The 16837-nt window shown below is 74.2% G+C and carries 14 protein-coding genes and 1 pseudogene; 6 read left to right on the top strand and 9 right to left on the bottom strand.

Going from position 1 to position 16837, the window contains the following annotated elements:
• Positions 1-233 precede the first annotated feature (233 nt).
• The 3 genes from SZN_RS27795 (at position 234) to SZN_RS27785 (ending at position 3990) form a co-directional block, all read left to right on the top strand.
• A complete protein-coding gene (locus SZN_RS27795) occupies positions 234-2459 on the top strand; it encodes an acetate--CoA ligase family protein (RefSeq protein WP_007501421.1) in 2226 nt (741 codons plus the stop codon).
• A gap of 1 nt (position 2460) precedes the next feature.
• Entirely contained in the window at positions 2461-3321 is an 861-nt protein-coding gene (locus tag SZN_RS27790) for an enoyl-CoA hydratase/isomerase family protein (protein ID WP_007501419.1), read from the top strand.
• Between the two features lie 66 nt (positions 3322-3387).
• Complete coding sequence (locus SZN_RS27785; RefSeq protein WP_106432725.1) at positions 3388-3990, top strand: flavin reductase family protein; 603 nt, start codon at positions 3388-3390, stop codon at positions 3988-3990.
• A 359-nt stretch (positions 3991-4349) separates the two neighbouring features.
• On the opposite strand, the gene SZN_RS27780 is transcribed toward SZN_RS27785, so the two are convergent.
• From SZN_RS27780 to SZN_RS27765, 4 genes are all read right to left on the bottom strand, one after another.
• Positions 4350-4736, bottom strand: a complete 387-nt coding sequence (locus tag SZN_RS27780) for a hypothetical protein (RefSeq protein ID WP_007501416.1) — start codon at positions 4734-4736, stop codon at positions 4350-4352.
• A 614-nt stretch (positions 4737-5350) separates the two neighbouring features.
• Positions 5351-6400, bottom strand: a complete 1050-nt coding sequence (locus SZN_RS27775) for a Zn-dependent alcohol dehydrogenase (protein ID WP_007501414.1) — start codon at positions 6398-6400, stop codon at positions 5351-5353.
• Positions 6400-7548 carry an acyl-CoA dehydrogenase family protein gene (locus SZN_RS27770; protein WP_007501412.1) on the bottom strand — a complete coding sequence of 383 codons (1149 nt, stop codon included), beginning with the start codon at positions 7546-7548 and terminating at the stop codon, positions 6400-6402. The genes SZN_RS27775 and SZN_RS27770 overlap by 1 nt, the downstream gene beginning before the upstream one ends.
• 222 nt (positions 7549-7770) lie before the next feature.
• Positions 7771-8682 (bottom strand): SDR family NAD(P)-dependent oxidoreductase, encoded by a 912-nt coding sequence (locus SZN_RS27765; protein WP_007501411.1) that lies wholly within the window; start codon positions 8680-8682, stop codon positions 7771-7773.
• Positions 8683-8778: 96 nt separating this feature from the next.
• On the opposite strand from SZN_RS27765, the gene SZN_RS27760 reads away from it, so the two are divergent.
• A complete protein-coding gene (locus SZN_RS27760; protein ID WP_007501409.1) occupies positions 8779-9705 on the top strand; it encodes a cyclase family protein in 927 nt (308 codons plus the stop codon).
• A 364-nt stretch (positions 9706-10069) separates the two neighbouring features.
• On the opposite strand, the gene SZN_RS27755 is transcribed toward SZN_RS27760, so the two are convergent.
• The 3 genes from SZN_RS27755 to SZN_RS27745 form a co-directional block, all read right to left on the bottom strand.
• Positions 10070-10543 (bottom strand): ATP-binding protein, encoded by a 474-nt coding sequence (locus SZN_RS27755; RefSeq protein ID WP_086021455.1) that lies wholly within the window; start codon positions 10541-10543, stop codon positions 10070-10072.
• Between the two features lie 493 nt (positions 10544-11036).
• Entirely contained in the window at positions 11037-11915 is an 879-nt protein-coding gene (locus SZN_RS27750) for an acyl-CoA dehydrogenase family protein (protein WP_007501405.1), read from the bottom strand.
• Between the two features lie 3 nt (positions 11916-11918).
• Positions 11919-13052, bottom strand: coding sequence for an acyl-CoA dehydrogenase family protein (locus SZN_RS27745; protein ID WP_007501403.1), 1134 nt, complete (start codon positions 13050-13052; stop codon positions 11919-11921).
• A gap of 159 nt (positions 13053-13211) precedes the next feature.
• Between SZN_RS27745 and SZN_RS27740 the strand changes: the two genes are divergently transcribed.
• Positions 13212-14720: a class I adenylate-forming enzyme family protein gene (locus SZN_RS27740; protein ID WP_007501401.1), complete on the top strand. Its 1509-nt coding sequence runs from the start codon at positions 13212-13214 to the stop codon at positions 14718-14720.
• Positions 14721-14729: 9 nt separating this feature from the next.
• Here the strand turns inward: SZN_RS27740 and SZN_RS27735 are convergent, their stop codons facing one another.
• Positions 14730-15242, bottom strand: a complete 513-nt coding sequence (locus tag SZN_RS27735) for an EF-hand domain-containing protein (protein WP_007501399.1) — start codon at positions 15240-15242, stop codon at positions 14730-14732.
• A gap of 149 nt (positions 15243-15391) precedes the next feature.
• A complete protein-coding gene (locus SZN_RS27730; RefSeq protein WP_043733520.1) occupies positions 15392-15772 on the bottom strand; it encodes an STAS domain-containing protein in 381 nt (126 codons plus the stop codon).
• A 356-nt stretch (positions 15773-16128) separates the two neighbouring features.
• Here SZN_RS27730 and SZN_RS27725 point away from each other — a divergent pair.
• A pseudogene (locus tag SZN_RS27725) lies at positions 16129-16704 on the top strand (sigma-70 family RNA polymerase sigma factor); the annotation flags it as partial.
• Between the last annotated feature and the right edge of the window lie 133 nt (positions 16705-16837).

Genomic DNA, 16837 nt, shown 5'->3' with positions numbered 1-16837 from the left:
GGCACCCTGCGGCGGGCGAAGGCACCCCGCGCGCGGCACACGCGGACACCCCCGCGGCACACGGAGGCCCGGCGGCAGGCGGCAGGCACCCCCGCGGTACGCGAGGACCCGCCCGCGGCACACGACGGACGCCCGCGCCAACTTTGCGTGCACAGCCGTTCCTGACATGACGTCAGTTCCCCTAATCTGACACTGCGTCAGTTAATCGCTGTCACACAGGAGCGGGCGGACCGATGCTTGGATCAACCCACGGCACCCTCACCACCGACTCCCGCCGGGCCCGGGTCATCGCCTGTGGCGAGCAGCCCGCGCCCGCCGTCCACGGCCGGCCCGCGGAGCCCGGCGATCTCGATGTCAGCGGCCGTCCCCTGTACGGGGAAGTCCCCGATCTGGACCGCTTCTTCCGGCCGGAGTCGCTCGCCGTGATCGGCGCCTCCGACGCGGAGGGGCGGCCGAACGCCGGGATCACCCGCCGGCTGGTCGACTGGGCGGAACGGGTCGGCGCGCGCGTCCACCCGGTGCACCCGAGCCGCCCGTCCGTCTTCGGGGTGCCCTGTCTCGCCTCCGTCGCCGAGCTGCCCGAACAGGTCGACCTGGCCGTGCTGCTGGTCGCCGATCCGCTGCCCGTCATCGAGGAACTGGCCGAGGCCAAGGTGAGGTTCGCCGTGGTGTTCGCCTCCGGCTTCGCCGAGACCGGCGAGGAGGGCGCCGCGGCACAGGCCCGGCTCGCCGACGCCGTCGAGCGGTCCGGGACCCGGCTGCTGGGGCCCAACACCAACCTCAACGCCTTCGAGCGGTTCCGCGACGACCTGGACGGGCCCGCGATCGCCCTGATCACCCAGTCCGGCCATCAGGGCCGCCCCGTCTTCGCCCTCCAGGAACTCGGCGTACGCCTGTCGCACTGGGCGCCCACCGGCAACGAGGCCGACCTGGAGACCGCCGACTTCATCTCCTACTTCGCCGAGCGGCCCGAGGTCGGCGCCATCGCCTGCTACGTCGAGGGGCTCAAGGACGGCCGCGCCTTCCTGCTCGCCGCCGACCGCGCCGCCCGCCGCGGGGTGCCCGTCGTCGCGGTCAAGGTGGGCCGCACCGAGACCGGCGCCCGCACCGCCGCCTCCCACACCGGCAAGCTGACCGGCGCGGACGCGGTGGTGGACGCGGCCATGCGGCAGTACGGGGTGATCCGGGTCGACGGCCTCGACGAACTCCAGGACACCGCGGCCCTGTTGGCCCGCGCGCGGCCGCCGCGCGCCGACGGCGTCGTCGTGTACTCGATCTCGGGCGGCACCGGCGCGCACTTCGCCGACCTGGCCGCGGAGGCGGGGCTGCGCCTGCCGGAGCTGTCGCGGGCCAAGCAGGACGAGCTGCACCGCTGGATACCCGCGTACCTGGGCGTGGCCAACCCCGTGGACAACGGCGGGCACCCGGTCGGCGACCACCGCGGCCGGAAGATCATCGACGCGCTCCTCGACGACCCCTCGGTGGGCGTGCTGATCTGCCCGGTGACCGGGCCCTTCCCGCCGCTGAGCGACCGGCTGGTGCGGGACCTGGTGGACGCCGCCGAACGGACCGACAAGCTGGTCTGCGTGGTGTGGGGGTCGCCGGTGGGCACCGAGCCGGCCTACCGCGAGGTCCTGCTCGGCTCCTCGCGGGTGGCCACGTTCCGCACGGTCGCCAACTGCATCACCGCCGTACGGGCCTATCTCGACCACCACCGCTTCGTCAGCGGCTACCGCTCCCCCTTCGACGAGGCCCCGCGCACCCCCTCGCCGTCCAGCCGCAAGGCGCGCGCGCTGATGCGGCAGGGCCGCCGGCTCAGCGAGCACGCCGCCAAGCAGCTGCTGCGGGCGTACGGCATCCGGGTCCCGCGCGAGCAGTTGGTGACCAGCGCGGCGGCGGCCGTACGGGCGGCCGGGCTCGTCGGTTACCCGGTGGTGATGAAGGCGTCCGGGGCGCGTATCGCCCACAAGACCGAACTGGGCCTGGTGAAGGTCGGGTTGACCTCGGCGAGCCAGGTCCGGGACACCTACCGGGAGTTGACCGACATCGCGCGCCGCGAGGACCTCACCCTGGACGGCGTCCTGGTCTGCCAGATGGTGGAGCGGGGCGTGGAGATGGTGGTGGGCGCCACGCACGACGAGCTGTTCGGCCCCACCGTGACGGTCGGGCTGGGCGGGGTGCTCGTGGAGGTGCTGCGCGACACCGCCGTCCGCGTGCCGCCGTTCGGGGAGGAGCAGGCCCGCGCCATGTGCGCCGAGCTGCGCGGCCGGGCTCTGCTGGACGGGGTCAGGGGGCGGCCCCCGGCGGACCTCGACGCGCTGGTGGAGGTGGTGCTGCGGGTGCAGCGCATGGTGCTGGAGCTCGGGGACGACCTCGCGGAACTCGACATCAACCCGCTGGTGGTGCTGCCCCGGGGGCAGGGCGCGGTGGCGCTGGACGCGCTGGTGGTGTGCCGCTGACATGGCCGCCGACGACATCGGGGGAGTGGACGTGCCGCACCCGCCCGACGATGCGGACGAGGCCGGGGGCCCCGTCGGCGCCCAGGTGCTGCACGGGGTGGAGGGCGCGGTCTGCCGGATCACGCTCAACCGCCCGGAGGCGCTCAACGCCCTCACGCCCGCCCAGCGCGACCGCGTCATCGACCTGCTGGCGGGCGCCTCGGCCGACCCCGAGGTGCGGGCCGTCGTCCTGACCGGGACCGGGCGCGGCTTCTGCGCCGGGGCGGACCTGCGGGGCGGCGGGGCGGCGGGCGAGCGCCTCCCCGGCGATGTCGCCCGGACGATCCGGCTCGGCGCGCAGCGACTGATCGCCGCCGTCCTGGACTGCGAGAAGCCGGTCGTCGCGGCGGTCAACGGCACCGCCGCGGGCCTCGGCGCCCATCTGGCGTTCGCCTGCGACCTGGTGCTGGCGGCGCGTTCGGCCAGGTTCATCGAGGTGTTCGTCCGGCGGGGGCTGGTCCCGGACGGCGGCGGCGCCCATCTGCTGCCGCGGCTCGTGGGTCCGCAGCGGGCCAAGGAGCTGATGTTCTTCGGCGACGCGCTCGGCGCCGCGGACGCGGAGCGCATCGGGCTGGTCAACCGGGTCGTCGCGGACGGGGACTTGGCGGCGACGGCCGACGCGTGGGCCACCCGCCTGGCCGCGGGCCCGACCCGGGCGCTGGCCCTGACCAAGCACCTCGTCAACGCCTCCCTCGACGGCGACCGCGCGGCGGCCTTCGCGGCGGAGGCGAGCGCGCAGGAGATCAACATGACCACGCGGGACGCGCGCGAGGGCGTCACGAGCTTCGTCGAGCGCAGGCCGCCCCGGTTCACCGGCCGATGACGCCCGCGCCCACCGGCCGCACAGGACTTCTTATCTGACGGTCCGTCAGATTCAATGGAGGGTGTGATGGAACATGCGGGGATGGCGGCAGCCGCCGTCCGCTACCTCAGATCGGCCGAGGCGTGCCCCGGGCGGGAGCCCGTCGAGGCGCTGCCCCCTCCCGTACTGCGCTGCGTCGGCGACGACGAGCGGGCCCCGGTCCCCGCCGCTGAGTTCCGGCGCGTGCTCGGGAACTTCGCGACCGGCGTGGTGGTCGTCACCGCCCCGGGCACCGCCGGACGCGCCCCCGCCGGGTTCGCCTGCCAGTCGTTCTCCTCGCTCTCCCTCGACCCGCCCCTGGTCGCCTTCATGGTGGGCCGTACGTCCACCACCTGGCCGCGCATCGCCCGCGCGGGCGTCTTCTGCGTGAACGTCCTGAGCGTGGAACAGGGCCCGCTGTGCCGGGCGTTCGCGGTGAGCGGGGCGGACAAGTTCGCCGGAGTGCCCTTCGACGCCGCGCCCGCCTCGGGCTCCCCGCGCCTCGCGGGCGCCCTCGCGTGGATCGACTGCACGATCCACGCCGTGCACACGGGCGGCGACCACCTCATCGTCGTGGGCCGCGTCGACGCCCTCGGCACGACCGGCACCCCCACCGCGCCCCTGCTGTTCCACCGGGGCCGGTTCCTGTAGCCCCGCGTCGGGCTTCCGGCCGGTGCGGCGAGTGGGGGTGCCCCCACACCCTTGAGGCGGTGGGGGAGCGTGCCGGGCGTCGCGACGGGGCGGACGCCGCCCGCCGCGGCACCAGCGGCCGACGTGGCGGCGCATGCCCGTCAGGCCCGTGGAGAGGTCCTGCGCGGAGCGGCAGCCGACCTCGTGCCGCGGGTCGGTGCACGCGGTGTGCTCGGAACGCACCGCCGCGCCTGGGCGGGCGGGGCGCCCTCGCACGGCCGGAGCGGGCGGGCCTGCCAGGGGGAGGCGCACTCCTGCGCGGCCGGTCCGCCTGCCCGGCCCGTCTCCACCGGTGCCGCGTCAGCGGGAGCACGGCGATGTCAGTCCGTGCGGATGAAGAGCCAGGTGGCCAGCCCCACCGATCCGGCGCCGATGAGGAAGGCCCCGGGGACATGCAGGTTGAGTGAGTCACTGCTGCCGTAGGCGGCCTGCACGAAGGACAGCCCGAAGAGCACCGCGCTCACGGCGGCCCCGGTCCAGGCCAGACGCCCCCGGTAGGCCAGGAAGGCGAGAGTCAGGGTCAGCAGCCCGGAGGTGGTGTGCAGCAGCAGCGCCCCCACCCCGTGCAGATCCTCCGCCTGGCCGTCCTGCACCAGGACGCCGGCGGTGCCGAAGAGGAGAACGACCGTTGCGACGGTCAGCGCGGCCAGGACGCGCGCCGCGGTAAACCATGGTTTGAGTGCCTGAACACTCGAAGACATCATCATCAGTGAATTATTTACTATCTTTTGGTTGTGCGAAAGCCTCAACGGGTGCCGTCGGCGCGAGTCGATCTCGGCAGGGTGAACCCGCTCCCGTCGCTCGTAAGCTCGCTCTTGTCCACCGGCCCCGAACGGTGTCTCGCCCTGGACCGCTCGCCTGGGGGTTCACCTGGCCAGGGGGCGGCCTTCGTCCGATCCCGTGCTCCGGCCGAGGAGCCGCAGCCGGTGCAGCAGCCTGCTGCGCTCGGCGCCCCGAAGAGCGCGGAGGACCGGGACGAAGGCCGTGACGGCGAGTCCGCCGCCTGATGACGTCCGCCGGGAAGCGTCACGCTTCCGGGGCGCCTTCCGCTCGTGTGCGACCGCCAGGCGCGACGAAATCGTCCGAGTGGGTGGACGCGGTGCCGCGTGCGGACTGGCCGGTGAAACCGCCGGTGGATCTGACGGTGGCGCCCGAACACCGCCGTGGGCGCGGTGCGCTGTACGGCGCCCTCCACCACGGCGGGGTGGACGTCGAGCGTCTGCGGGCGGTGCTGGGCGGGTTGCCGCTGCCGTGTTTCGAGGGCGGGCGCCCGGTCCTGGGGCAGCGATCACCACCGTCACCGGCACCGCCGGCCACTGGCTCAGAACGTCAGGACCGCGCGTGCCACCTTCCCCGCGTGGGCGTCCTCCGCGGCTCGCTCGAAATCCTCCAGCGGGTAGGTGCACGTGACCAGTTCGTCCAGGAGCAGGCGGCCCGAGCGGTACAGCTCGGCGTACAGCGCGATGTCGTGCTGCGGGCGCGAGGAGCCGTAGCGGCAGCCCAGGATCGACTTGTCCAGGTACAGGGACGACACGACGAAGGACGCCTCGGCCGTGGCCGCCGGCACCCCGAGCAGGACCGCCTGCCCGTGCCGGTCGAGCAGGTCGACGGCCGCCCGGATCAGCTCGACGCGCCCCACGCACTCGAAGGCGTGGTCCGCGCCCGTCGGGAGCAGGTCCCGGACGCCGTCCACCGACGTCACGAAGTCCGTCGCCCCGAACCGCCGGGCCACCGCCTCCTTCGCCGGGTTGGCGTCCACCGCCACGATCCGCAGGGCCCCCGCGAGCCGGGCCCCCTGGACGACGTTGAGCCCGATCCCCCCGGCGCCGAGGACGACCACCCGGTCCCCGCGGTCCACCAGCGCGCGGTTCAGCACGGCACCGACCCCGGTCAGCACCCCGCACCCGATGAGCGCCGCCGAGGTCAGCGGGATGTCCTTCGGGATCGGCACCGCCTGCACGGCCCGTACGACGGTCCGCTCCGCGAAGGCCGAGTTGGACGCGAACTGGAACACCGGCCGCCCGCCGCGCCGGAAGGGGCGCCCGGGACGGCCGATCGCCCGGCGGCACATCGTCGGCCGGCCCCGGTCGCACTCGGCGCACGTACCGCAGTTGGCGAGCGTGGACAGGGCCACGTGGTCGCCGGGCCGGACATGGCGCACCCCCGCGCCGACCGCCTCCACCACCCCGGCCCCCTCGTGGCCGAGCGCCACCGGGACCGGGAACGGGATGGTCCCGTCCACCACGGACAGGTCGCTGTGGCAGAGCCCGGCCGCGGCGATCGCGACCAGCACCTCGCCGGGGCCGGGGTCGCGCACCTCCAGGTCGTCCACGACCTCGATCCGCTTGCCGTCGAAGAGCACCGCGCGCATCAGACGACCCCCTTGGGTTCCCGTGGCAGACCGAGCACCCGCTCGGCGATGATCGTGCGCTGGACCTGGTCCGAGCCGCCGTAGACGGTGTCGGCCCGGGAGAAGAGGAAGAGGTGCTGCGCGGCGTCGAGTTCGTACGGCGCGGACGGCGTCCACTCCCGCGGGCCGACGCCCGCCGCGGCGCCGCGCACCCGCACCGCCAGCTCGCCGAGCCGCTGGTGCCAGCCGCCCCACAGCAGCTTGGCCACGCTGGGTGCTCCGGCGTCGCCCGAACTGCTCAGTGTGCGCAGGGCGTTCCAGCGCATCGTGCGCAGCTCGGCCCACTGCCGCACCAGCCCGTCGCGCACGGCCGGGTCCCCGACCGCTCCGCTGCGCAGGGCCTCGGCGACGACCTGCTCCAACTCCCCCGCGAAGCCGATCTGCTGGGCGAGCGTGGAGACGCCGCGCTCGAAGCCGAGCAGGCTCATCGCGACCCGCCACCCCGCGCCCTCGCCTCCGACGACATGCTCCGCCCGCGCCCGCGCGCCGTCGAAGAACACCTCGTTGAAGTCGCTGGTGCCGGTCATCTGCCGGATGGGCCGGACCTCGACGCCCGGCTGGTCCATGGGGACGAGCAGGAAGCCGAGGCCGTGGTGGCGGCGGGAGTCCGGGTCGGTGCGGGCCAGCACGAAGCACCAGTCGGCCTCGTGGGCCAGGGAGGTCCAGATCTTCTGGCCGGTGATCCGGTACGTGCCGTCCCCGGCCCGTTCCGCCTTCGTGCGGATCCCGGCGAGGTCCGATCCCGCGCCGGGCTCGCTGTACCCCTGGCACCACAGTTCCTCACCGGCGGCCACCGGCGGCAGGAAGCGCTCCTGCTGCTCCCCGGTGCCGTGCGCGAGCAGCGTGGGCGCCAGCAGCCTCTCCCCGATGTGCCCGGAGCGCGGGGGCGCGCCGGAGCGGGCGTACTCCTCGGCCCACACGACCTGTTCGGTGAGGGAGGCGACCCGGTTCCCGAACCCGCCGCGCTCCCAACCGAGCCCGATCCACCCGGCCTTGCCGAGTGTGCGCTCCCAGGCGCGGCGGTCCGGTCCGGGTGCGGGGTGCCCGGCGAGCCAGGCCCGCGCCCGCGCGCGGAACTCCTCGTCCCCGGCGGTGAATCCAAAGTCCACGGCAACCTCCCAAGCGAGCGACGGTCGGAACTCCCTTTCGGGGGGCGGGGAAGCGCAGGCCGCCGGCCCGGACGCCGCCCAGGACCCGTCCGGCGGACCGTGCCCGCGGGGGCGCGGGCCCGCCCCGGCACGCCCGCCCCGGCCCCCGCCCACCGGCACCGGCACCGGCACCGGCACCGATCAGCACCGCTCCCGCGGCCGGCCTGATCCGCCGGACGGGCGCTACGCGTTCGGCCGCTCCCCGTCCCGCGCGGCCCGCTCCATGGCCGCCACCCGGGCCAGCATCGGCATCGGGTCCACCCCCACGGTCCCGGGCAGGACGTCCGCGATGCGCTGCGGCGTCCAGGACCCCTCGGCGTAGGCGGAGCGCAGCTCTCGCGGCTGGGCCCACACCGCGATCTTCGGCCCGGCGACGGTGTACACCTGCCCGGTGACCCCGTGCGCGCGCGCCGCGTCGGACAGCAGGTAGACGACGAACGCCGCCACGTCCTCGGGCTCCCCCGTCTCGGCGAGCTCCATGGGCACGTTGGCCGACATCCGCGTACGGGCCACCGGCGCGACGGCGTTGGCGCTCACGCCGTACTTGTGCAGGCCGAGGGCGGCGCTGCGCACGAGCGAGATGATCCCGCCCTTGGCGGCGCTGTAGTTGGCCTGCGAGACCGACCCCTGGTGGTTGCCGCTGGTGAAGCCGATCAGGGTGCCCGCGCGCTGCCGGCGCATCACCGCCGAGGCGGCCCGGAACACGGTGAACGTCCCCTTGAGATGGGTGGCGACGACCGGGTCCCACTCCTGCTCAGCCATGTTGAACAGCATCCGCTCCCGCAGGATGCCGGCGACGCAGACGACGCCGTCGAGACGTCCCCAGGAGGCCAGCGCGGTGTCCACGACCCGCTGTCCGCCCGCCATCGTGGACACGTCGTCGGCCACCGCGACGGCCTGCCCGCCCGCGGCCGCGATCTCCTCGGCCACGGCTTCGGCGATCCCGCTCGCGGGCGAGGCGCCGTCGACGGAGACCCCGTAGTCGTTGACGACCACCCGGGCGCCCTCGGCGGCGGCGGCCAGCGCCACCGCCCGGCCGATGCCCCGGCCGGCGCCCGTCACGGCGACGACCCTGCCTGCCAAGAAGTTCCCCACGCCCCGGCCCCTTCCCGCGGTTTCTGACGGTCCGTTAGATTCTTCTCGGATTCTACGACCCGTCAGATACCGCTGGGCAAGCCCCGGGGAGGACTCATGTCACTGCCGGACGCGTTCCACGAGATCGCCAAGCGCGTGAACAACTGGGGCCGTTGGGGGGCCGACGACGAGATCGGCACCCTCAACCTGATCACCGGCGAGGTCGTGCGCGAGGCGGCCGCCTGTGTGCGCACCGGCCGCCGCGTCCCGCTGGCGCTGGCGCTGCGCGAGGACGGTGTGCAGACCGGGATGATCCCCGGCCGGGTCAACCCGCTGCACGTCATGGTGCAGATCAACCAGGAGATCTTCGGGCCGGGCACCGTGGCGTGCAGCGACGACGCCGTGACCATGGGACTCCAGGCGGCCACCCACTGGGACGCGCTCAGCCATGTCTCGCACTCCGGCCGGCTCTACAACGGGCGCCCGGCCGGGAGCGTCACCGCGCACGGCGGCGCCGGGTTCGGCGGCATCGACAAGGTGGGGCACCTCGTCTCGCGCGGGGTGCTGCTGGACGTGGCACGCGCCCGCGGGACCGACCGGCTCGACGGCGGGCACGCGGTCACCCCGGAGGACCTGGAGGCGGCCGAGGAACTCGCCGGGACGCGGGTGCGCGCGGGTGACATCGTGCTCGTGCGGACGGGCCAGATGCGGCTCTGCCTCGCCGGGGACCGGCACGCCTACGGCCACCCCTCGCCGGGTCTGTCGATCCGCACCCCGGAGTGGTTCCACGCGCGTGACGTGGCGGCCGTGGCCAACGACACCCTGACCTTCGAGATCTTCCCTCCGGAGACGGAGGACCTGTGGCTGCCGGTGCACGCGCTCGACCTGGTGGAGATGGGGATGCTCCAGGGGCAGAACTGGAATCTCGAAGAGTTGTCCACAGCCTGTGGAGAAACGGGCCGGTACGCGTTCCTGCTGTCGGCCACGCCCGAGCCGTTCACCGGAGCCACCGGGTCCCCCGTCGCCCCCGTGGCCGTGCTCTGACCCGGCGGGTCCGCCCCGGTTCCCCCGGCCCCCGGGGGAACCGACGCCGTGTCACGACCCGCACTCGCCGAGGACGCCCGTCACCGGAGCCCTCGCCGTCCCCTCGCGGCGGATCGCCGGCCACCAGCGTGATCAGGCGGACACGGCACGTCAACACCCGAGCGGGGATTTGCCACTTGTGCCCGCTTTGCAGAGGGTCGCGCACGGAAGCACGCCGGGCGCACCGATGCCCGCCGGGTGCGGCGGCCCGGCGCTGCGCACACGCGTGCACCACACCCGCGCACGGCGCGGGGTGGCACCCCGGGAGGGCCGAGGACCCGATGCCCGCACACCGGGTGCGCGGCACGGGGGCCGCACACGCCCGTCACACGGCCTCGTACGCGAACCCCTCGTAGGCGGAGATCCCGCCGCCGCAGACGGCGGACCTCTCCGGGCGCCCGGCGCGGTCGAGTTCGCACCAGATCCGCTTGCCGGCGCCGTCGGCGCTCCAGCCCCAGCGGTCCGCGAGGCCGTCGACGAGGGCGAGCCCGCGGCCGCCCGTCGCCTCGCCGTCGGCGCAGCGCGGCACCGGGGCGCGGGTGCTGCGGTCGGCCACCTCCAGACGCACGGGGGCGCGGTCCTGGGCGGCTTCGGGCAGGGACAGGCGCAGCACGGCGGGGCAGCCGGTGTGCACCACGGCGTTGGTGACGAGTTCGGAGACGAGCAGGATCAGCGTCTCGGCGAGCGGCTCGTCGGCGCCTATACCGGATCCGGCGAGCCGCGAGCGGGCCCACCGGCGGGCTCGCCCCACTTCAGCGGGGTCGGGCCGGATCTCCAGTTGCACTTGAAGCACCTGCACCGCTCACACCATCCGAACCGGCGGACACATAGCCCCGCGCTTCACGAGGGCCACGATCCTAGCCATTTTTTTCATGGCCAGAACAACAGCCAGAGCCAGGGTCACGGAACGTGAATCCCCTGACCGCCAGCATGGTTGACGTTCCGTCACCCCAACAAGCGCTTCGGGCATATTCCCGCGCGAAGGATTACCCCTGCGGCATACTGTGCGACGCTTGCCACGGGGAGTCGAACAGGCGGGGGCGGGGCGCCGGTCCGCCTTGAGAACACGGGAGAGTACCGCCGGATTCGCGGCCGCCCCGAGGGCGGCTCCGGCGTGGCTCGTACCCGGAACCACTCGCATCCCACCCACGGTACCGGAGCGGGCCGCCGACTCCGGGCCGTGACGGGCAACGCGCTGGACACGACCCGACATCAACGCTCCGTAATCCCCCGTTGCCACAATCCGTGACATTCACTCAGGGGCCGTCAGCGACACCGCAGACCAGCGGGTTTCAGGGGGTTCCCGCGAGCAGATCGGCAGCCAGGAACTCCTCACTTTGCGTGGCGGGTCCCGCACGGTACGTTCGCACCCATGTGCGTTTCAGATGCAGATGGATCTCGAACTCCCAGGTGAATCCCATGCCGCCGTGGACCTGGAGGCAGTCGCGGGCCCCGCGTACGGCGGCCTCGTCGGCGAGCAGCCGGGCGGTGTGGATGTCGGCGGGGTCGGCCGTGACGGCCGCCGCGTGGACGGCGGCGCGGGCGGTCTGCGTGCGCACCAGCATCCCCGCGCACAGGTGCTGCACCGCCTGGAAGGTCCCGATCGGCCGCCCGAACTGCTCACGGGTCCGGGCGTGTTGCACGGCCAGCTCGCACAGGCGTGTGGCACTGCCCAGCTGCTCGGCGGCGGTCAGGAGCACGGCGGCCGGATCGGCCTCGACGGCCGCCGGGGCGCGGTGCAGGGGGGTCAGCGGATCGGCCGAGCGCAGCGGCTCCGCGCCCGCCGCGTCCCCCCGGACCACGTCCGCCCGCGCCAGCCACTCCACGAGGCCGCAGCCGCCGACGTCCGTCACGACCGTCTCGCCGGTCGCGGCGCCCGGCACCCGGCCCGCCGCGAGATGGGTGGCGACCAGCGGCCCCGGCAGCAGCGCGCGGCCCGCCTCCTCGAACACCAACACCGCCTCCGGCAGGCCGAGTCCGACACCTCCCCCGGCCTCCGGCAGCCGCAGCGCGAAGAACCCGGCGTCCCCGAGCGCCCGCCACAGCGCCCGGTCCAGCCGGCCCGGCTCGCGCACGGCCGCCCGCAGCGCCCGCGGGCCGAAGCGCCGCGCGAGCAGGGCGCGCGTCCCGTCCCGCAACGCCATCTGGTCGCCGGTCGGTTGCAGGCGCACGGGTCACCTCCCCTTCGGCAGTCCGAGGAGCCGCTCGGCCACGATGTTGTGCTGGATCTGCGAGGTGCCCGCGGCGATGGTGTACGACAGCGAGGAGAGCCGGTCGAGCACCCAGGGCCGGTCCAGGTCGAGCGACTCGGGCCCGAGGACGTCGGCGGCGGTGTCGTAGAGCTCCTGGCGGGCGTGCGAGTAGCGCAGCTTGAACAGGGAGCCCGCGGCGCCGGGGACGCCGCCGGTGCTCCCGGCCTCGCCCACGTTCCACTGGGTCAGCCGCCACAGCGCCCGGAACTCGGCGTTCAGCCGGCCCAGTCGGCGGCGCAGCGCGGCGTCGTCCCAGCGGCCGTTCTCCCGGGCCCGCGCGGCCAGTTCGCCCAGCACCCGGCGGCAGGCCACCACCTCGCCCACGAAGGCCGTGCCGCGTTCGAAGGACAGGGTGACCATGGTGACGCGCCAGCCGTCGTTCTCCTCGCCGACGCGGTTGGCGACGGGGACCCGGACCTCGTCGAGGAAGACCTCGGCGAACTCGGCGGAGCCGGCCAGGGTCCGCAGCGGCCGTACGGTGATGCCGGGGGCGTCCATGGGCATGGCGAGCCAGCTGATGCCGCGGTGCCGGGGGGCGTCGGGGTCGGTGCGCACCAGCAGCTCGCACCAGTCGGCGACTTCGGCGTGCGAGGTCCAGATCTTGGAGCCGCTCACCACGTAGTCGTCGCCGTCGCGGCGGGCGCGGGTGCGCAGCGCCGCGAGGTCCGATCCGGCGTCCGGTTCGCTGAAGCCCTGGCACCAGACCTCCTCGCCGCGCAGGATCGGCGGCAGCCAGCGCGCGCGCTGGGCGGCGGTCCCCTCGGCGGCGATGGTCGGACCGGCGTGGAGCAGCCCGACGAATCCGGCGCCCACGTAGGGCGCGCCCGCCCGTTCGGTCTCCTCCAGGAAGATCAGCCGGGTGGTCGGGGAGGCGTCCCAGTGGACGTCGGCGTATCCGGCGTCGTGGAGCCTGCGCTGCCAGCCGAGGTCGTAGGCGCGGCGGGCGGGCCAGTCGTCCGGCGGGGGCTTGGACGGCAGGGCGGGGAGCACCTCGGCCAGCCACCGCCGCAGCCGGGCCCGGAACTCCTCCTCCTGCGGCGTGTGTGCGAGGTCCATCGCGGAGCCCTCCGTATCTGATGCTGCGTCAGATGGTGCTCTGCCCGGAAGGCTAAGTCCCGCACCCCTGGACCGACAAGGCATCCCGCCCTACGCTCTGCCCACGATCTGACAGACCGTCAGTTGACGGGGTCGACCGTTCGGCGACAGGGGGCCGTCTTGAACGACACCGCGCACACGCTGAGTTCCTCGCGCACGCTCTGGGAGCTGCTCGACCGCCGCGCCGGCCTCACCCCCGACAGGCCCGCCCTCCTCCAGGACGAGCGGGTGCTCTCCTTCGGGGAGCTGCGCGCCCGCGCCGAGCGGGCCGCGGCCGGGCTGTACGGGCTGGGCGTACGGCCCGGCACCGTCGTCGCCTGGCAGCTGCCCACCCGGATCGAGACGGCCGTGCTGTCCTTCGCGCTGGCCCGTCTCGGCGCCGTGCAGTCGCCGGTCATCCCGTTCTACCGGGACCGCGAAGTCGGCTTCGCGCTGCGGGAGTCGAAGGCGGAGTTCTTCGCGGTGCCGGGGCTCTGGCGGGGCTTCGACCACACCGCGATGGCCCGCCGGCTCGGCGCGAAGGGCGTCCTCGACGCCTACGGCACGCTGCCGGACGGCGATCCCGCCGTGCTGCCCCCGCCGCCGGCCGAGGGCACCTCGGTGCGCTGGATCTACTGGACCTCCGGGACGACCTCCGACCCCAAGGGGGTTCTGCACACCGACCGTTCGCTGATCGCGGGCGGCTCCTGCCTCGGCCACGCGCTGCGCCCCACCCCGGCCGACGTCGGCTCGATCGCCTTCCCGTACGCGCACATCGGCGGCCCCGACTACCTGGTCATGGTGCTGCTCTACGGCTTCCCCGCAGTGCTGTTCGAGCAGTTCGCGCTGCCCGGGGCGCTGGCGGCCCACCGCGCGCACGGCGTGACGATCGCGGGCGGCTCGACGGCCTTCTACGCGATGTTCCTCGCCGAGCAGCGCAGGCAGCCGCCCGGCACCCGGGCCGTCCCCTCGCTGCGGCTGCTCGCGGGCGGCGGGGCGCCCAAGCCGCCGGAGCTGTACCACGAGGTGGTCCGCGAGATGGGCGTGCAGCTCACCCACGGCTACGGCATGACCGAGGTGCCGATGATCACCATGGGCGACCCGGACGACACGGCGGAGAACCTGGCGACCACCGAGGGGCGCCCGCCCGCGGGCATGGAGGTGCGGATCGTGGCGGGCGAGATCAGGCTGCGCGGGGAGGCGGTGTGCCGGGGCTATCTGGACCCGGCGCAGTCGGCGGCGGCCTTCGACGCGGAGGGCTTCCTGCGCACCGGCGACCTCGGGCACCTCACCGACAGCGGCCATCTGGTGCTGACCGGGCGGCTGAAGGACGTGATCATCCGCAAGGGCGAGAACATCTCGGCGAAGGAGATCGAGGACCTGCTGCACCGCCACCCGGCGGTCGCCGGGGCGGCGGTGGTCGGGCTGCCCGACCCCGAGCGCGGTGAGCGCGTCTGCGCGGTCGTGGAGCAGCCGGCCGGCGCCCCGGAGCTGACCCTGGAGGAGGTGGCGTCGTACCTGCGCGCGCAAGGGCTGTCCCCCCACAAGCTGCCGGAGCGGTTGGAGGTGGTGGACGCCCTCCCGCGCAACGACGCCCTGCGCAAGGTGCTCAAGTATCGGCTGCGGGAGCGCTTCTCGCCGCCCGGGTAACCGGGCTGCTCACTCGGGCACGGTGAAGTAGCGGGCGAACGCGGTCACGATCTCGCTCTCCGCCACCCGGCCGTCGCCGTCCGTGTCCAGGGTCGCCGCGGCGGCCGCGGCGAGGTCGTCCGCCACCCCGAGGCAGACCAGGACGCGCGAGGCGTCCGTGACGGACGCGCCACCGCGGCCGTCCGGGTCGGCCACGGCGAGGGCCGCGTGCAGGAAGGGGCGGGCGATCTCGGCGAACCGGTCGGGGTTGTCCCGCAGGCGCTTGACCGCGCCGTCCACGAACTCCGCGCGGGTGATGCGCTGGTCGCCGTCGCGGTCCGCCATCCCGGCCATGCCCTGCCAGAACGCCTCGGCCCCGCCGTACAGCGCCTGGCCCTTGTCGGAGCGGGCCGCCGTGCCGAACTCCGCGAGCAACGCCTTGGCCGCCGCGTTGAAGTCCGACCGGTCGATGTAGCCGTTGCCGTCCTGGTCGAAGGTGGCGAACCGGTCGGCGATCCTGCGCTCGTACTCGCTGCTGACCATGTCTTCTCGGGCCGCCTAACGTCATGTCGGGGTGCTTCCGGCACGGAGCGTACGACGCCCGGACACCTCCGGGCAGGCGAAAGCGGCGCTTGTACCGGGACCGGGGGAATTCCGGGACGACGCTGTGCCAACGGGCGGTGCCGCCGGGCTCAGGCCGACAGGGGGCGGGCGTCGTCCGCGACCGCCGCCGTGACGTCCGGGTAGACCTCGAACAGCCGGCGGACCCCCAGCGCGCCCAGCACCCGGTTGACGTGCGAGCCCTCCGCCGCTCCCTGGTCCGGGAGTATCAGCCGCAGGCTGCCCTGGCAGGAGCGTATGAGGCGGCGGGAGGCGATGAGGACCCCCACGCCCGAGGAGTCGCAGAACAGGACCTCGGACAGGTCGAGGACGAGATCGTGCCGTCCCTCCGCCACCACGTCGTGGACATGCTGCCGCAGCACCGGCGAGGTCACCAGGTCCAGCTCGCCCGAGACCTGGAGCACGGACCAGTCGCCCCGCTCGCCACCGGTCACTTTCAAGGTCACCACCACGCCTCTCGGGTCGAAACGGAAGCCCTGCCTACGCCTCCATGCAGCGCGGCTGCCCAGCGGCTGTTCCCTGAAACTCCTTCCAGAAAACGGCCACCGATCGGATAAGGCTTGTTTCCATCGCATTCGATCCTGTTCGATCGTGCCTGATCACCCGGTGCCCGGGTAGCCGAGCGGGGGCGGAGCCCTTTATCACGAGGGAGAGGTGCGCCACCAGCGTCGGCTCCGGCAGGGGCGCACATTGCGACAAAGGGGCGTGTGTCCTCGCACGTGCCGACTACATTCGGAGGGACGGTGGACGCACGCTGGACAGGAACGGACCGGTGAGAGCCCGCTCCCGGGCTCCGGAGGGGGGCCGCATGGCGAAGAAGGACGCACCGCCCCGCTGGGACCGCACGATGCAGCAGCGGCTGGCCCGCGGCGAGGCGGCGGCCCTCGGCGAGCTCTACGACCGCTTCGCCTCCCTCGTGCACGGCCTGGCCCACACCGTGCTCGGCGACGAGCACGCCGCCGACCGCCTCACCCGCGACGTCTTCACCCATGTCTGGGAGCACCCCGAGTCCTACGACCCCGGGCAGGGCCCGCTGCGCTCCTGGATGGCGACGCTCACCCACCGCCTGGCCGTGCGGCGGCTGCGCGCCACGGAGACCGCGGCCCTGGTCCGGGCCGGCCGGGGCTCCACCGAGGACCTGGAGCGCAAGGTCCGCCACGCCTCCGTCGCCGCCCGCGCCGACTACATCGTCCAGTCCATGCCCACCCCGCTGCGCCACGCCCTGGAGCTGGCCTACTTCCAGCGCCGCGACTACCGGCAGACCGCCGCCGACCTCGGCGTCACCGAGGACGAGGCCCGCCGCCGGCTCCGCCTGGGTCTGCAACTGCTGTCCACCGCCCACGACACCGCGGCGGCCCCGGGCACGCCGCCGGGACACGGGGGGCGCGGTGTGAGCGGTACCGAGAGGTCCGGGACGTACGGGATGTACGGGACGTACGGGATGTACGGGACGTACGACGGCACCCCGCGCGAGGAGGGCCGGGACGACTTCCGCGACGGGCGCGCCCGGCACGCGC

The organism is Streptomyces zinciresistens K42 (assembly GCF_000225525.1).
In the GTDB taxonomy this organism is placed as follows: Bacteria; Actinomycetota; Actinomycetes; order Streptomycetales; family Streptomycetaceae; genus Streptomyces; species Streptomyces zinciresistens.
This window is presented reverse-complemented; position numbering and strand designations above follow the sequence as displayed.

Bases quoted from the DNA above. Each gene is read 5' to 3' on its own strand.
- SZN_RS27735 (WP_007501399.1), bottom strand. From the start codon at position 15,242: ATGGTCAGCAGCGAGTACGAGCGCAGGATCGCCGACCGGTTCGCCACC.
- SZN_RS27775 (WP_007501414.1), bottom strand. From the start codon at position 6,400: ATGCGCGCGGTGCTCTTCGACGGCAAGCGGATCGAGGTCGTGGACGAC.
- SZN_RS27790 (WP_007501419.1), top strand. From the start codon at position 2,461: ATGGCCGCCGACGACATCGGGGGAGTGGACGTGCCGCACCCGCCCGAC.
- SZN_RS27745 (WP_007501403.1), bottom strand. From the start codon at position 13,052: ATGGACCTCGCACACACGCCGCAGGAGGAGGAGTTCCGGGCCCGGCTG.
- SZN_RS27785 (WP_106432725.1), top strand. From the start codon at position 3,388: ATGGAACATGCGGGGATGGCGGCAGCCGCCGTCCGCTACCTCAGATCG.
- SZN_RS27780 (WP_007501416.1), bottom strand. From the start codon at position 4,736: ATGATGATGTCTTCGAGTGTTCAGGCACTCAAACCATGGTTTACCGCG.
- SZN_RS27760 (WP_007501409.1), top strand. From the start codon at position 8,779: ATGTCACTGCCGGACGCGTTCCACGAGATCGCCAAGCGCGTGAACAAC.
- SZN_RS27795 (WP_007501421.1), top strand. From the start codon at position 234: ATGCTTGGATCAACCCACGGCACCCTCACCACCGACTCCCGCCGGGCC.